The organism is Pseudoalteromonas haloplanktis ATCC 14393, from assembly GCF_000238355.1.
GTDB classification, from domain to species: Bacteria; Pseudomonadota; Gammaproteobacteria; order Enterobacterales; family Alteromonadaceae; genus Pseudoalteromonas; species Pseudoalteromonas haloplanktis.
Genome location: NZ_AHCA01000005.1, coordinates 151,850 through 168,295 on the forward strand (window position 1 = coordinate 151,850; position 16,446 = coordinate 168,295).

10 protein-coding genes and 1 pseudogene are annotated in these 16,446 nt (G+C 41.5%); 7 read left to right on the top strand and 4 right to left on the bottom strand.

Going from position 1 to position 16,446, the window contains the following annotated elements:
- Positions 1 to 83 precede the first annotated feature (83 nt).
- Positions 84 to 287, top strand: a pseudogene (locus PHAL_RS0111295) (transposase); the annotation flags it as partial.
- 233 nt (positions 288 to 520) lie between these two features.
- On the opposite strand, the gene PHAL_RS0111300 reads toward PHAL_RS0111295, so the two are convergent.
- Positions 521 to 1,687 carry a DcaP family trimeric outer membrane transporter gene (locus PHAL_RS0111300; protein WP_016708517.1) on the bottom strand — a complete coding sequence of 389 codons (1,167 nt, stop codon included), beginning with the start codon at positions 1,685 to 1,687 and terminating at the stop codon, positions 521 to 523.
- Positions 1,688 to 1,991: 304 nt separating this feature from the next.
- Between PHAL_RS0111300 and acs the strand changes: the two genes are divergently transcribed.
- Entirely contained in the window at positions 1,992 to 3,932 is a 1,941-nt protein-coding gene (gene acs / locus PHAL_RS0111305; RefSeq protein WP_016708518.1) for an acetate--CoA ligase, read from the top strand.
- A gap of 97 nt (positions 3,933 to 4,029) precedes the next feature.
- The gene (locus tag PHAL_RS0111310) at positions 4,030 to 4,680 is read left to right on the top strand and encodes a response regulator transcription factor (RefSeq protein WP_016708519.1); all 651 of its coding nucleotides are present in this window, start codon (positions 4,030 to 4,032) and stop codon (positions 4,678 to 4,680) included.
- A gap of 76 nt (positions 4,681 to 4,756) precedes the next feature.
- On the opposite strand, the gene purU is transcribed toward PHAL_RS0111310, so the two are convergent.
- The 3 genes from purU to PHAL_RS0111325 form a co-directional block, all read right to left on the bottom strand.
- Positions 4,757 to 5,587 (bottom strand): formyltetrahydrofolate deformylase, encoded by an 831-nt coding sequence (gene purU, locus PHAL_RS0111315; protein WP_016708520.1) that lies wholly within the window; start codon positions 5,585 to 5,587, stop codon positions 4,757 to 4,759.
- 84 nt (positions 5,588 to 5,671) lie between these two features.
- Positions 5,672 to 6,697, bottom strand: coding sequence for a helix-turn-helix domain-containing protein (locus PHAL_RS0111320; protein WP_158217505.1), 1,026 nt, complete (start codon positions 6,695 to 6,697; stop codon positions 5,672 to 5,674).
- 8 nt (positions 6,698 to 6,705) lie between these two features.
- Positions 6,706 to 7,638, bottom strand: coding sequence for a GGDEF domain-containing protein (locus tag PHAL_RS0111325; protein WP_016708522.1), 933 nt, complete (start codon positions 7,636 to 7,638; stop codon positions 6,706 to 6,708).
- Between the two features lie 334 nt (positions 7,639 to 7,972).
- On the opposite strand from PHAL_RS0111325, the gene PHAL_RS0111330 reads away from it, so the two are divergent.
- From PHAL_RS0111330 to PHAL_RS0111345, 4 genes are all read left to right on the top strand, one after another.
- The gene (locus tag PHAL_RS0111330; protein WP_016708523.1) at positions 7,973 to 10,759 is read left to right on the top strand and encodes a TonB-dependent receptor; all 2,787 of its coding nucleotides are present in this window, start codon (positions 7,973 to 7,975) and stop codon (positions 10,757 to 10,759) included.
- A gap of 69 nt (positions 10,760 to 10,828) precedes the next feature.
- Positions 10,829 to 12,130: a metallophosphoesterase gene (locus PHAL_RS0111335; RefSeq protein WP_016708524.1), complete on the top strand. Its 1,302-nt coding sequence runs from the start codon at positions 10,829 to 10,831 to the stop codon at positions 12,128 to 12,130.
- A gap of 197 nt (positions 12,131 to 12,327) precedes the next feature.
- Complete coding sequence (locus PHAL_RS0111340; protein WP_016708525.1) at positions 12,328 to 13,692, top strand: hypothetical protein; 1,365 nt, start codon at positions 12,328 to 12,330, stop codon at positions 13,690 to 13,692.
- Positions 13,693 to 13,799: 107 nt separating this feature from the next.
- Positions 13,800 to 16,421, top strand: coding sequence for a DUF2339 domain-containing protein (locus PHAL_RS0111345; RefSeq protein WP_016708526.1), 2,622 nt, complete (start codon positions 13,800 to 13,802; stop codon positions 16,419 to 16,421).
- Positions 16,422 to 16,446 lie beyond the last annotated feature (25 nt).

Consider the following 16,446-nt stretch of genomic DNA (forward strand, 5'->3'; position numbering starts at 1 on the left):
GTAATCGTTATGTTTGTAGCTTAAGTGGAGAACATCAGATAAAGGCTGCGGAGCAAAAAAAAAGCGGCCTAGGCCGCTTGGCAGCAAATGAAATACGGCTGAGTGAATGGGGTAAAAAACGATACAAACGACGAGGTGAAACAGTCGAAAGAAGTTTCGCGGATGCAAAACAACATCATGGGCACCGTTATTGTAGATACAGAGGAATAAAGAATGTCAGTGCGCAATGCTTATTGGCAGCAGCCTGTCAGAATATGAAGAAAATGGCGTTAATGAAGGCAGCCTAGCCTAAGATGAGCGTAATAAATCTCAAAATCCCTCTAAGACCCCGTCATACGGCGGTAAATTCAAGAAAAGTCACATCAGCACTAAAACGCAAAGAATAATAATAACAACAGAAAAATATCGCGATCGCAGCCTTCGGCTGCTCAAAAATAATAAACCCTGCAAAAAAGCAGGGTTTATCGTCAATCTGAAGCGGCCTAGGCCGCTTAAGGAAGTAATAAAATGTGCTATTCGTTTAGAATGCGTATTTTACAGAGAACTGTAAGCGATCCATATCGCCATCATTTCCGCTTTCTACTTCACGCTCAGCGTGTTTCAGCTCTGCACCAAAGGTAAGCTTTTTAACCGGGGAGTAAAGAATGTTAGCACTGTAGCTTTGGCTTGATTTTGTTGGGTCGCCGGTAATGGCCAATAAGTCGGTGTTGTTATCCGCTGAAAAGAATGAATAAACAAATGTTGAACGCCACTGGCTATTCCAATTTTGTTGGTATGCAATAAAGCCTGATGTCGAATCAATTGCATCAAGTTCATCACCATTTAATACAGCACCGTGAGCAACGTTAACACCAATATAACGACCTAGTCCTTTACCTTGAGTAAGCATAAATTTGAGGTTGTTTTCACCGAAGTTAACTTTACCTGACGCACTGACACCAAATGAAGTTTCATCGGCATCTAAACCATTTTGTTTATAAGTAAGTTGGCGTGCAAGGCCTGCAACAACAAATTCCCCCCAATCAGCTTTCATCCCATATCGTGCGGTAAAATCAGGGAGTGTTGAGTCATCTATCGTTGCTCGTGCACCACCTTGAGTGGTGATAGTGCTTTCTGGATTCTCTAATGAGAAAGACCAGTTGCCAGTGCTATAGCGCACTTGTGCTTGACGAACGAACACGGTGCCCTCAGCAGGACCAATGAAATCTAAAGTTTCTGGTAATGCCCCCACATTTTGGAAGTTTGACCAAGCTTGACCAAATAACCAACCATCATAAGTAATAAATGCTTGGCGAATACGCGGTGCGTATGAATTACTTACACGCTCATCACCACCAGGGGCTGATGCAATGAAGTCGACTTCAATTTTGGTTTTTACTTCTTTTCCATCGTCTAGTTTAGTTGCAGTGCCTAAGAAAAAGCGTGATTGACGGGCATGCATATCAAATACCGGATCACTATCAACATCGACACCTACAGGTGTTGTGCTAGGAATATAAAAATCACGACCTATACTACCACCTGCGGGCACTCCGTCAGAGTAGTCACTCCACATTGCATCGAGCTTTACATAACCGCCATAAGTAACATCAGTTCCACCGATAGTTGCGGCTTGAGCTGTTGCTGTTAGTGCGCACAATACGGCAGTTGCGGTAAGTGTCTTTAATAGTGTTGCTTTAGTTGTCATAGTCAAAATCCTATTCTGGGCTACTTGTTGCATTATTGTAATTATGTTGTGATACCACTTTTGATTAAGTATGATTTTTACTCAATTACCTATTGGTCTATTAGACTAAGGTGGCAAGGTATCTTGTAACGTAACTTCATCATTAACACCTTGTATTAATAGTGCAAAATATTAATATTTGAAAGTATGTATGGGTACATAGAAATAAATCAAAGATAATACAACTAAGGTCTAATACTTTCACTCGCTATGCTGAGTGATCCTTGGGGGAGGCCTTAGGCAAGTAATTAAAATGGAGACGAGTATGTCACAAAGTATCTATCCAGTTCCTGCACATATCAAGAATGCAGCCTTAGTTGATAACGATAAATATAATACACTTTACAAGCAATCTATTGATGATCCAGAAGGTTTTTGGCGCGAACACGGTAAACGTCTCGATTGGTCAACACCTTATACCAAAGTGAAAAACACCTCTTTTGATAAAGGTCATATTGATATTCGTTGGTATGAAGATGGCGAACTTAATGCGTCATACAATTGTATTGACCGTCACCTTGCTACCAAAGCTGATAAAACGGCACTGATCTGGGAGGGAGATGACCCTTCACAAAGCGAACATATTTCTTACCAGCAATTACATGACGAAGTGGCTAAATTTGCCAATGGTTTGAAAAAACTCGGTGTAAAAAAAGGCGATCGTATTGCTATTTACATGCCTATGTCACCGCAAGCTGTTTATGCTATGCAAGCATGTGCACGTTTAGGGGCGATTCATTCTGTGGTATTTGGTGGTTTTTCACCATCAGCAATTGCTGACCGCATTAAAGATTCTGGCGCTAAAATTGTTATTACTTCTGACGAAGGCCGTCGTGCAGGTAATACAGTGCCACTAAAAGCCAATGTTGATGAAGCGGTTGCGCAAGAGTCAGTAACAACGATAGAACACGTTGTTGTTCATCAGTTAACAGGTGGCGACGTACAGTGGCATGAGCATGATGTGTGGTGGCATGATTTAGTCGCTGATCAAGCTGCTGAATGTGCACCAGAGCCGATGAATGCAGAAGATCCACTGTTTATTCTTTATACGTCAGGCTCAACGGGTCAGCCTAAAGGTGTTGTACATACCACGGGTGGTTACTTAGTTTACGCATCTATGACTCATGAATATGTATTTGATCTAAAAGAAGATGATATTTTTTGGTGTAGTGCCGATGTAGGCTGGATCACAGGCCACAGCTATATTGCATACGGCCCGTTAGTAAACGGTTGTACACAAGTATTATTCGAAGGTGTACCAACCTACCCAACCGCAGGGCGTATGGGTGAAGTAGTTGATAAACATAAAGTGACTATTTTATACACTGCACCTACTGCAATTCGCGCATTGATGGCTAAAGGCGATGAGCCAACGGCAACATCACACCGTGATAGCTTACGTGTACTTGGTTCAGTTGGTGAGCCAATTAACCCTGAAGCGTGGTCTTGGTATTACGAGAATATTGGTAAGAGCAATTGCCCAATTGTTGATACCTGGTGGCAAACCGAGACTGGTGGCATTATGATCACACCATTACCAGGTGCGACTGATATGAAACCAGGCTCAGCAACACGTCCATTCTTTGGTATTGCGCCTGCACTTTATGATGCAGAAGGTAATACACTTGAAGGCGCAATTGACGGCAATTTAGTCATTCTTGATAGTTGGCCATCACAAGCACGCACAGTTTACGGCGATCATGAACGTTTTGAACAAACTTACTTCTCAGCATACCCTGGTGTTTATTTTACAGGGGATGGTTGTCGTCGCGATGAAGATGGTTACTACTGGATCACAGGCCGAGTTGATGACGTACTTAACGTATCTGGTCACCGTCTGGGCACAGCTGAAATCGAAAGCGCATTGGTTGCTCACGAAGCAGTAGCTGAAGCCGCTGTGGTGGGTTACCCGCACGATATTAAAGGTCAGGGCATTTATGTATACCTTACGCCAAATGAAGGTGTAACGGTAAGTGATGAATTAACCAAAGAAGTACGTAATTGGGTGCGTAAAGAACTTAGCCCAATTGCATCGCCTGATATGATCCAATGGTCACCGGGTTTACCTAAGACGCGCTCTGGTAAAATTATGCGCCGTATTTTACGTAAAATCGCTGCAAATGAGCACGAGCAGTTAGGAGATACTTCGACACTTGCCGATCCAAGTGTGGTTGATGAATTAATTGAAAACCGATTAAATCGTTAAATATGCGTTAAAAACTTGATTAGAAGTTGATTCTAAACGTAGTATATCGGCTGTCAGCTATTAGATAGGTGGCAGCCGAATTCATTAGGAGTGAACCATGAGTCAGTTTTTAATAGCGGATGACCACCCGTTATTCCGTGAAGCACTAAAAGGGGCATTAACTGCAAAGTTTGACGATTTAGACGTTTTCGAGTCTGAAAATTTTGAAACGACACTGCAGGTGCTAAGCGAACAAGAAGATTTAGACATCTTACTACTAGACCTACATATGCCAGGTAGTGGCGACTTATACGGCTTAATTCGCATTCGCGAAGATTACCCAAGTTTACCCATTGCCGTAGTGTCGGGTAGTGAAGATATTAATATTGTTTCAAAGGTCATGAGTTACGGGGCGATGGGATTTATTCCTAAGTCGTCATCATCCGATGATATTGCTGGTGCAATTAATCAAATACTCGATGGTGATGTATGGCTACCTAGCGAACTAAAAGATAAAGTGGCGAGCATAACAAACGAAGATAAAGAAATTGCCGCTCAAGTTGCCTCACTTACCCCACAACAATACAAAGTACTCCAATATTTACATGAAGGCTTATTGAATAAGCAGATTGCCTACGAACTGCATATTTCAGAAGCAACAATCAAAGCACACATTACCGCAATATTCCGTAAACTTGGGGTGTATAACCGTACTCAAGCAGTGCTCATTGCAGCCAAGTTACAACTCGAACCGATTGAGCAAGCATAATAATTACAATGTAAGAGCGTTGAATAATAAAAATAAAGAGGCTATAGGCCTCTTCATTTTTACTCGCGAATAAAACCTAACTAAACACCACGGTACGGTTGCCATTAATAAATAGCTTATGCTCAGAGGCTAATTGTAGCGCTTTACAAAATACGGTTTTTTCAACGTCTTTACCCATTTTAGCCATCATCTCTGCAGTATTTGCATGATTCACATGTGTCACGTCTTGCATGATGATAGGCCCTTCATCGAGCTCATTATTAACAAAGTGCGCTGTTGCACCAATGATTTTTACACCACGTTCGAATGCTTGATGGTACGGTTTAGCGCCGATAAATGCCGGTAAAAATGAGTGATGGATATTAATGATTTTACCGTCAAAACGACCAACAAACTCAGGGCTTAAAATTCGCATATATTTAGCAAGGCCAATAACATCTGGGTTGTAGCTGGCAATTAAGTCACCCACTTGCAGGTCGTGTTCAGCGCGTGACAGTCCTTCATGGCTGACTACATGAAACGGTACATCAAAACCCTTCGCCAGCGGTGCAAGATCAGGGTAATTAGCGATCACAGCAAGTACTTCAATATTCAGTGCTTGCTCAAACTGCTTAAGTAATACGCCGCCCAAGCAATGCGCTTCTTTAGTTGCTAATAGCACTACTTTGGTTTTTTCGTCAGTGTGCAGCGCTAATTGCGCGCCATCAGGCAGCAAAGCATGTAATTGATTTAAAAAGTCCGGTGCTGGGACGCCAGTTAACTCAGTGCGCATAAAAAAGCGCTGTGCGTCTTTATCTACAAATTCATTATTGCGAGTAATATTTAAATTATGCTCGTGACAAAGTCCGGTGATCTTGGCTATTAAGCCTACATCATCGGCACATTGCGTAGTTAGTATTGTGTTCATGTTTCCTCATTCAAATCCCGTGAACCTAAGCTCCCATTATTTGTTAATTTGCTACTAATGCAAGGGCTTTTAATAGAGTATTACTCACATTGATTTAAGTTGACAACGTAAGTTGCTAGGTGTGGTCCCAGTCCAGCGTTTGAATGCGCGGCGAAAATTGGTTAGGTCAGTAAAATTCAGTGTGCTTGCGAGGGTTTCGTTACTTTGGGCAAGAGTGGTGAGGTTAAACACTGCTGTTTGGCGGTTAATGCAATCTTGTAAGGTGCTAAAGCGAGTGTGGTGCTGCTTGAGTTTGCGTTTAAATGTGGCTGGGCTCATTGCAAAATAGTGGGCAACGGTTTCGAGGTTTTGCTGTGGGTGTTTGGTAATATACTCTCGCACAGCCTGTAGCCATGGTTTCGCGGGCAGGGGTTGTTGCCCAATGGATGCTAAAGATTGCTGGAGTAAGCTTGGGCAGCTGTCGATTAAGTGCCTGTTGTACAATTCATCACTGACACTGACCATAAATAACTGTTGCGAGAACTTGCAATTGGCTTGCAGGTTCGTTTGATACTGCTCTATATGTTTGGGTTCAGGGTAGGGAAACGAAAAACTTAAGTCACTGTTATTACCTATTCGCCATTTACAGGTTGCGGCTATAAAGCTGGCAAATAATTCACAGCAAAACTGCTCAACTAGGGTATTGATTGCCCCAAAGCTGAGGTTAATAATAAAGTAATGGCGGCCTTGATGATGTTTATGTGTTGCATTAAATAAATTGAAGCCATGCAAAGGAGCACGTATCAGGATTTTTTGTAATGAGCATAAACTTTCCGCCTGCGAAAATGCGCTATATAGCGGGTTGTTATTGAGCAATTTTCGTCCGAGTAAAAAACTAAGCTGGTGTTGGTTATCAAATTGGCGGCAGTTTTCTTGCAATTGATAAAACTGCGCAACACTAATTATGGCGGTTCCAGCGGCAAAGTCTTGATAAAATAACTTAGTGCCTTTGAGTAATTTATCTGGGTGTATGCCACGGTGTTTTGCTAAATCAGCCAGCTGTGCTGCCCACGACTGCAAGCCTTGGCAAGGGGTATCGATATAACTGACATCAGTTAGTTTTGTACTCACGTTTGTACTCACGCAGTTTGCTCATGACAATATTCGTGCAAGTGCTTATTTTTTAGCAGCCCTTGATGTAACTTACTTAATAACCCAGAAGTAGAATCTGCGCTTGTCGCAGCCACTAAGCTCGTATGTACTTTTTGTTTATAAGTTAGGGTGCTATCGCTGCTGTTAAACGAAAATGCTTCTAATGCGCCGACAATAGATGAACTCAGTTGTTCAGCTATCGCAAGTTGTGTATTAGGCAGCATAACGATAAAACAGTCACTGGCGTAACGACAGACTAAATCTTGTTCGCGGACATTGAGGGTGATCACTTGCGCAAACTCTTGTAGCAGTTTATCGCCTTCGGCATCGCCAAATTGGCGATTAAAGCGATCAAATTGGGCAATATCCAGCATCAGTAATGAAAAGCCATGTTGACTATGATGCAATAAATTCAGCTCGCGGTTGATTTGGCTTTTCATATAATCGGCACTGGCAAGGCCGCTTATGGCATCGCTGAGTTGGTGCTCCCGGTAGAAGCGCTCTCGGTTGCGCAGCTGTTGATTTATACTCATTTGCTCTTGATGCCAATGATAGAGCGCGATAGTCATTAAAATCATGCCAAAAGGGGCGGGAATTGATTCAATAGTGCTAAGCCAAGCTTGCTCATCACTGTAGCTGACAAATTCGTCAATAAAATCTAATGTCATAGATAGGTTCATAATCGCAAGGCCTGCGAATAGTAAGTTGGTAACTCGTCCTTTAGGCCTGCTAAGTAGAATAAAAAATATCCACACTAGGGTCATGGCAGTAATGCCACCTTCACCTGCGACATCAAACCAATCAACTTCACTGTGGCCTTTATATTGGCCAAAGCTGAGCGTTAGGATTAATACGCTGGTTTGCATTACAACAAAGATAAGTAGTAATGAGCGGTGTAATTTTAAAAACGATAAATTCATGTTGAGCTCGATAGGTCATGTCTGATTGGCAGAATAAGCAAACTGCTTTATTACCACTAGGGTCAGATTAGCTCACAGTGATGACATATTTTTTACCATGGGTGATTTATTTAGCTAAACACCGTGTCTTTTAGTCAAATAATGCAGCTTGGCAGGGGGTCGAATTAGCTCATTTGGGATTATTTTAGTGTTGAAAAAAACCTAATAGCAACGAATTTACAGTGTTGCGTTAGGGACTGACATATTTCTTTCATGATTGCCCCTTAGGGTGTTGCTCCAGCCACGTATTGGCAAACAAAAACCATAATCAATAGCAGCAACCAAGAGAACAATTATGAACCCGTTTAAAACGTCACCTTTTATTAAGTCGAGTATTGCATTAGCGTGTTGTGGAATTTTATATGCAACACCTGCATTAGCTGATGGTCGTGTGCAAGGTCGTATTACAGATGCCAGCCAAAGTGTGTATTTTGGTGGTGCGAAAGTATCGGTGAAAGAGTTAAACCTCAATACAGTGAGTAACCGCGATGGTTCTTTTTCTTTTAATAAATTGCCAGCGGGTGAGTACACCTTAGTGGTTGACTACATTGGCGCACCATCAGTAGAACAAAAAATAACGGTGGTGGATTCGCAGGTGTTTACACAGCAAATTATTATTGGTGAGCAACAAGAGGCCATCGATAACATTATTGTTTATGGCCAAAGTGCAGGGCAAGCTGGGGCAATTAACCGACAAAAAAATGCTGATAATTTAAAGTCAGTAGTCAGTGCCGATTCGATTGGTCAATTCCCAGATCAAAATGCGGCCGAAGCACTACAACGTCTACCTGGGATCTTTATTGCTCGCGACCAAGGTGAAGGACGTTTTGTGGGTATTCGTGGTATTGATCCTAATCTCAATAACGTCACCGTCAACGGTTTAAATGTACCTTCTCCTGAGGCAGGTGTTCGCTCAGTGGCGATGGATGTATTACCAAGTGAACTTATTCAAAGTTTAGAAGTGAGCAAAACAGTTACCCCAGACATGGATGCTAGTGCTGTTGGTGGCTCGATTGAAGTGAAAAGCTTGAGTGCTTTTGACAGAGCGGGTGAAAGCTATAGCTTTACCGCGCAGGGTTCATATAACGAGCTAGAATCTAAAACGAGTCCTAAGTTATCGGGCAGTTACACCAATATTTACCAGTTAGATAACGGCCTTGATTTAGGTGTTGCTACAGCGGTTTCATGGTCTAAACGTGAATTTGGTTCGCGTAATATTGAAACTGGAAGTGGCTGGAGTACCTTCGAAGTTGAAGACGCTGCGACTGGTGATGATTTTGACATGTTTGGTGCAGAAGAAATTGAACAACGCCATTACCAAATTACACGCGAGCGTTTAGGTGCAGCCCTTAATTTAGACCTGCACAGTGGTGCAACAGATAAATATTACTTACGCACCTTGTATAGTGACTTTTCGGATGATGAGTATCGCCTATCAAACGAGTATAAATTTAGCGATGGTAAGCAATTAGCAAGCACGGTGAGCAGTGCTAGCTTCACTGATGCGGAAATGTCACGTAACACCAAAGATCGTTATGAAGAGCAAAGCATTTTAAGTATGGTGTTAGGTGGTGAGAATCAATTAAGTGATTGGTTTATCGAATATAATGTCGGCTATTCAAAATCTGAAGAAAAAGAACCAAATCGACTTGATGCCGCGTTTACAGGTTCTGGGTTTGATTTAGGTTATGTCGCTCAAGTTGATGTTCCGTTACTTAGCCAATCAGCGGATGCTCATGACTTAAGCCTATTTGAGTTAGATACAATAGAGGCGATGAATAACGTTAGTGATGATCAAGAAATCAGTTTTAAAGTTGACTTCAGCCGTGATTTTGTTTGGCAAAATAATAATGGTCAGTTTAAATTTGGTTTTAAACAGCAAAACAGAGAAAAGCGCAATGATGCGCGCGTTGCTATTTATGACGGTGATTTTTCAGGAGCATTAGCAAGTGATTTCTCCGCACCTGTACCAGATTATGACTTAGGTGACTTTGGCCCGGGTTTAAACCGCACTGCGCTGCAAAAATTTGTAGCTGAAAATAAACAATCATTTGCTTTCAATAGTAACGAGTCACAAGTTGAATCAGATGGTCAAAGCTACGTTAGTAATGAAGATATTACCGCCGCTTATGCAATGATCAGCATGGATATCGATAAGTTACATGTTGTTGCGGGTGTACGTTATGAAGGTACACAATTTGAGACTCGCGCCAATCAGGTTGAGTTAGTGGTTGATGATATTAACGATACTGAAACGGTTACCACCACACCTTGGCAAGTAAGCAAAGATTACGACTATTTTTTACCTAGCCTAAATTTACGCTATAACATGAGTGATAAATTGGTCACGCGCTTTGCCTATACCAACACCATAGCGCGTCCCACGTTTAGTGATTCAGCGGCATATCAACTAATTGAAACAGAAACCAGTGAAGAGGATGGCGTACAAGTAACCGAGCGTAAAGCTGAGGTTGGTAACCCTGACTTAGACCCTTACGAATCAATGAATTTAGATGCCTCAATCGAATATTACCCAGGCACCATAGGCGTGTTATCGGCGGGCATTTTCTATAAAGATATCGACAACTTCATCATTCAACAAGAAGTACAAGATAACGGTGACTGGGATGGTTTTGATGAAGTAGTACAAATGGTGAATGGTGGCAAAGCGTCATTAACGGGTATAGAGCTTAACTGGAATAAAACCTTTAAGTCAGGCTTTGTGCTTGGTGCAAATGGTACCTTTATTGATGCTGATGATAAGCTACCTAATCAAGCTGATACCGTGGCTAATATCATTGTTGGTTATGAAAATAATGCCATTAGTACGCGTTTAAGCGCATCATATAAAAGTGAAAGCTACCAATTTGATGATGCGGATATGGCGGTTTATGAAGATAGTCACATGCAGTTGGACTTTAGCAGTAAATACTATTTCAACGACACTATGAATGTGTACTTTAATGCTACTAACTTAACCGATGAGCCTATGTACTTGTATCATGGTGATAAGCTTTACAACTATCAGTATGAGTCTTATGGACGTACCTTTGAGCTAGGTTTTACCTTTTCTTCTTTATAGCATCAGTTAGTTAAATATTATTACAGTGAGCCTGCTTGATATTGCAGGCTTACTTTTGTTGAGTGAATTATGAATAAATTAAGTACGTTATGCATTGCTCTTAGCGCCTGCCTTGGCACAGTTGGCTGTACGTCTAAAACAACAGATGCAACACCAACAGCTGCTGTGAGTAATATTGAATTTTTAGCGTTTGGAGATGGTGGTTACCATGTTGACTATCCCAAAACCAAGCACATCAGCAATCCTAAAAATGAACAGCAGTTTATAGCAGCAGAGCTGGCTGATTGGTTAGAAGATTATCGCCCGCGCGATGAATTTGATCATGCGCCTATTTATATTTACCCAGATACTGATATTGCTACGGAGCAAGGTGGTGCGCAGGCTGTTGGTATCGCAATGGCTAAGTTATGTGAAAGCAAAAATTGCCAATTTGCAATTCAGTTGGGTGATAACGTTTACCCAGATGGCGCCGATGCCGATGATGGTAAAGACGATCAGAAGCGCTTATATGATCTTGTTTATGTGCCATTAGAGCCGTTATTTCTAGCAGACCCTAACTTGGTGGTGTATTCAGCATTAGGTAATCACGATTGGAAAAGCTCGCGTAAAGGCGTGGCATTGCAAACCCAGTGGATGGCACAGCAGCCGAATTTTTTTATGGGCGAAAATGGTTATTACAGCTACAAAATGGGTGAACCGGGCAACGACGTTGAATTTTTTGTACTTGATACCAATATGTTGTTAGCAGGACAAACCTTTTATGAAGTACCGCTTAACCCTGATGGCAGCGAAGGCGATTTACAACAAGCGATAGAAAATGGCACAGCTGAACTTGAAATTCATGATGAACATGAAGGGCCTCAAAATGGTGAAGATTTAGCCCAACTTACGTGGCTTGAACAAGGTATTGCAAGTTCGACAGCGAAATGGAAGTTGGTTTATGGCCACCATATTTTATGGTCTATAGGTGGCACTAAATACAGCGAAGGTCATGTGCTTCGTAAATTATTGATGCCAACCTTATGTAAGTATGCTGACGGCTATATTGCTGGCCACGAGCATGATTTAGAGTTACTTACCGATGATTGCTCAAAGTTCGATTCAGGTAATAGTATTGGTAAATTACCGCTGATCATCTCAGGAGCTGCATCAAAAATGCGTGGCACACATACGCCATTTGCACAGTATCAAGAGCGCCAATACCCTGAGTATGATTTGCTGTGGTCAAAAAGTTTTGTCTGGGGGTTTAGCCATATTAATCTTGATAATCAAGCAAATAATTTGGGTGTAAGCTTTTATACTACGCCGCGAGATTTAAGTGGTAAAGTTATAGAAGAAGGCCATTTTAGCTTCGCTAAACGTACTCGTTAAATGTCACAATAATTCAGTCTGCTAGTACAGGGTTTTGTTTGTTTTATGGACTTTAAACGTGTGCATTGTTTGCACATTTGTACAGTTATTTACGAATTCGTAAATAACTGTAAGCAGAGGTAATGCTTTGTAAATCATGGAATTATTCTTTTTGTTAAGGGTCGAATTCAAACTATTAACAATAAGGAATTGATTCCATGCAAGGCCCTTTATTTAAAACTGCACTAACAACTTCTCTAATTGCAACTCTAACTGCGTGTTCGGGTGACGATTCAAGCTCGAGTCAAAGTGGTTACATTCAATTATATAATGGCTCTTATAATAGCCCATACACGCGTTTATTCATTGATGATGCTGAGCGTTCGGGTACTGATTTTGGTGATGTAACGACGCGCCATAATTACAGCACTAATAGCTACGATGTAAGCTTTGAATATGTAGATGCAAATGACAGCTATATTACGATCAGCGAGCAAACAGTGACGGTCAAAGATGATATGACCCAGCTGTGGGTAATGAATGGCGATTTTTCAGAGCCGACATTCAGTGAACTAAGTGTGCCTACAGGCGGTGATGAGGGGTCAGCTAACTTAGGCTTTTTTAATATCGTTGGCGAAAACTTGAGTTTCGACGTGTATTTAGCAAATGATGATGGCTTATTTGAGACTGCAGAACTTATTGCTTCTCCCACTTATTTAAATGAGTTAGCGTTACAAAGCTTTGACGAGGGTTATTACACCTTGTATTTAACGCAAAGTGGTAGCACAGATGTGTTGTTTGAGTCAGCCACCGTGTATTTGAATGACGAGGCAAGCTATGTAGTGATGATCCGCCCAAGTTACGCCACCGAAGAAAACGGTATTACCCTTGATGTTGTTACTTCAAGCAATAGTGTTACTGCACTTAAGCACCAGAATGCGCAGGGGCAATTACGCTTTATCAATACCATTGATGATTATTCACAAGTTAGCTTTAGTGCAACGCGAGGCTCACAAGCCAGTACCACAGATGTAACAACTAACGATACGTATTCTAACTATATTGAGCTTGATCCTAACAGCTACAGTATTGCGATGTTAGATGAAACAGGTAGCAAAATTGTCGATAACTTTTTACTGACTCTTGAGCGTGAACAAAGCAATGTTGGCATTTTTTATAATGACAAAGATTACGGTCCACGGATGATGACGGTGAAAGAAAGCTTAACCCCGAGTAGCTACAGTCATAAAGTAACAGTTGTTAACTTATTAGATAGTTACGCAGGACAAGAAATTAGTAACGTTGATGTAGTATTTACTCTCAATGGTGAAACGGTTGATGATGCGAAAAATATTATTGATGGCATTGATCAATACGACCAAGAAGACCAAGTTGTTGATAATGAAATTTATACTACCTATGTGCTTTATGAAGATAATGGCCAGCAAATTGTGTTGATGCAACAGGGTGATATGGACTTTAGCCAAGAAGGTAATTACATCTTAATTCTTGAGCATGATGAAACAAGTAGCACAGGTTATAAAATGACGCTAGAACGTACCGTTACTGATTCGGTAGAATAGCCTGATATTAATCTCAGCCTTGTCGCGGTGAGGCTGAGATTTTTTGGGTATATTTTCAATACACTTTACGCTATAAGGAACTATTAAAAGTAGTCAAGGATTGAAAAATGGATGATGTCATAGGGCTCATAGTCATTTTATCGTTAGTTGTGGTTGCAGGCTCGATTGCAGGTTTAGTTGCTTTAACTAAAGTCAGTACGTTAAAGCAAGAGGTTGTACTTTTAAAAAAACAACTACAGGCAGTTATAGCTCACAAGAGCAGTCAACAACAAGCTCACAGTGCAACACAAACAGTACAATCGCACGTTGAGCCAGTACAATCACAGCATGTCAATGTCGTTAAACAACAAGATGCAGTCATAACGCAAACAACAGTCACTGGCCGCGAAAAACCATCTTCTCCTTCCGCTATTGATCTTTTTGTTAATAAATTAAAAACTCAGTTTCAACAAAACTGGATGACCTGGATTGGCGGTGTCGCGTTGGCCTTTGGTGGGATTTTTTTAGCGAAATATAGCTTAGATGCGGGGTTATTATCGCCAACATTACGACTCACATTGGGTGGTTTATTTGGTGTTACGTTAATTGCAGGGGCTGAATACTTACATCGAAAAGGTATTGTTTTTGAAGGGTTTAATAACTACGTTCCTGCAGCGTTGGCAGGTGGTGGGTTTATTAGCTGCTTTGCTTTAACCCTGCTTGCCTATTCAAGTTATGCGATGTTAAGCCCAACAGTTGCTTTTGTGATGCTGGCTATTATTGCTCTGGCTGCAAGTTCTATGGCACTGCGCTTAGGACCATTGCTCGCTGTGTTAGGTATTGTTGGTGCTTACAGCGTGCCAATCTGGGTGAATACTGGTAGCGGTAACTTAGTGGCATTATTGATGTATATTGGCTTGGTGACTTTGTCAGCAGTGTTAGTGGCACAAAAGGTAAAACGGTCATGGTTGTGGTATTTACTTTGGGCAGGGCATATTGGCTGGTATTGGGTAGCGCTGAGTGTCATAAAGCCGACTCAATATTGGTTAGTAGGTGGTTTTGCACTGCTATCAATTATTGGTTTAATCGCGATGATGCGTTTAGGGTTAACCCTGCGTTTATTGGAGTATCGGCCACATAGTTTAAAGCGGTTATTAAAATTACAGCCAGATCATCCATTATTGTTAGCGATTGTGGTGCCATTATTGATCACCATAGTAATCTCTATGGCAAGTGTACAATGGCAAATTGTGCTGCTGTGTTTAATTGTTATGCTGCTATTTTTAGTGCTGCAAAATAGCCGTTGGGATCTATGGCAAGGTCTAGCGCTGTTAATTGCCGTATTGCTGGTAGTCAGCCAACACGCTTATCACATTGATAGCCACGACCATTTATTCATATTCAAAAATATCTATGGACTTGGTTTATTGCTTGGCATTGGTTTTTGTTTATACGGGCTGTATTTTGGCGCGCGTTACTACAAACGTTTAAGTTTTCACTTAGTGGCCGCCTTTAGTATGTTTACCTTCATTGCTACGCTTTACACTTTAACCCCAGCGCAAGATTTAGCGGTAGCCTACTCATTATGGACTGTAATACTGCTTCTGGGCAGTGGCGTACTCATTAAGCGTGCGCAAGCTGCTCGCACACAATGGCAACAGTTTAGTTATTGGCTTGGTACTAATGCCAACATTACGCTGTGTTTAACTATGTTACTTGCCGATAGTGGTTTAACGCTTGCGTTGGCTATTCAAGTGTTGGTTATTAGTTTTCTCGTTAAACGTCACAAAGTGCCAATGCCGCACTGGCCAATTAAAGTATTAGTCGCCGTGGTGCTTACAAGGCTAACCTTTGCGCCATGGGTATACGATACCGATTTAACCTTTTTAGCATTACACTGGAGCATAGTGGTTTACCCCATTGCTATTGGATTGTTTTGGTTTGCTGCCAAACAATGGCAACAAACAGAGATGAAAATATGGCTAGAAGGCGCTGCACTGCATTGTTTGGCATTATTTATCACTACCGAAACGAGCTATCAATTGGTTGGGCATTATCCTCAGCTTTTTTCTCTAAGCTTTTATGAGCAAGTATTACTTAGCTGTAACTGGCTTGCACTGGGTTGCGTTTATTTATATCGTGCACGAACTGCTGGGCAGTTGGGTAAGCTATACCGCACAGCCGGCCTGAGCTTATCTGGGTTAGCGGGCTTATTGTTAATAAACACAACACTGCATGATAATCCGTTATTAGTACGTCTATATGTAGGGGAAACGCCGTTATTTAACTGGCTGCTTTTCACCTGGTTAGCCCCGAGCCTGCTGGTAGCGTGGTTAGCAAGTTTAGTTAAACCTTTAAATGTTAAATTGAACCAAATAGTGCTACTTGGGTCTGGTTTATTAGCTGTATTGGCAATCAATACATTGATCCGCCAATACTGGCAGGGTGGCTTTATTTACCTTGATAAAGCAACCAGTGACGCCGAGCTATACAGTTACTCGATCATTTGGTTAATACTGGGGGCGTTGGTCGTGGTCGCAGGACATTTGAAACAGCAGCTGCTGTTACAAAAAGTTGGTTTAGGCATTCTTGGCGCGGTGATAGTGAAAGTGTTTTTAATTGATATGGCAAGCCTAACTGGTTTACTCAAAGCGGTATCATTTATTGGGTTAGGGCTATCGCTTGTGGGCTTGAGCTGGTTGTTCCAAAAGCTCAGGAGTAAGACTAACCATAGAGATGTGCTTGGGTAAATTGCTTGGCTGTATTAAACTAGTA

Bases quoted from the DNA above. Each gene is read 5' to 3' on its own strand.
- PHAL_RS0111345 (WP_016708526.1), top strand. From the start codon at position 13,800: ATGGATGATGTCATAGGGCTCATAGTCATTTTATCGTTAGTTGTGGTT.
- acs (WP_016708518.1), top strand. From the start codon at position 1,992: ATGTCACAAAGTATCTATCCAGTTCCTGCACATATCAAGAATGCAGCC.
- purU (WP_016708520.1), bottom strand. From the start codon at position 5,587: ATGAACACAATACTAACTACGCAATGTGCCGATGATGTAGGCTTAATA.
- PHAL_RS0111330 (WP_016708523.1), top strand. From the start codon at position 7,973: ATGAACCCGTTTAAAACGTCACCTTTTATTAAGTCGAGTATTGCATTA.
- PHAL_RS0111335 (WP_016708524.1), top strand. From the start codon at position 10,829: ATGAATAAATTAAGTACGTTATGCATTGCTCTTAGCGCCTGCCTTGGC.
- PHAL_RS0111340 (WP_016708525.1), top strand. From the start codon at position 12,328: ATGCAAGGCCCTTTATTTAAAACTGCACTAACAACTTCTCTAATTGCA.
- PHAL_RS0111310 (WP_016708519.1), top strand. From the start codon at position 4,030: ATGAGTCAGTTTTTAATAGCGGATGACCACCCGTTATTCCGTGAAGCA.
- PHAL_RS0111325 (WP_016708522.1), bottom strand. From the start codon at position 7,638: ATGAATTTATCGTTTTTAAAATTACACCGCTCATTACTACTTATCTTT.
- PHAL_RS0111300 (WP_016708517.1), bottom strand. From the start codon at position 1,687: ATGACAACTAAAGCAACACTATTAAAGACACTTACCGCAACTGCCGTA.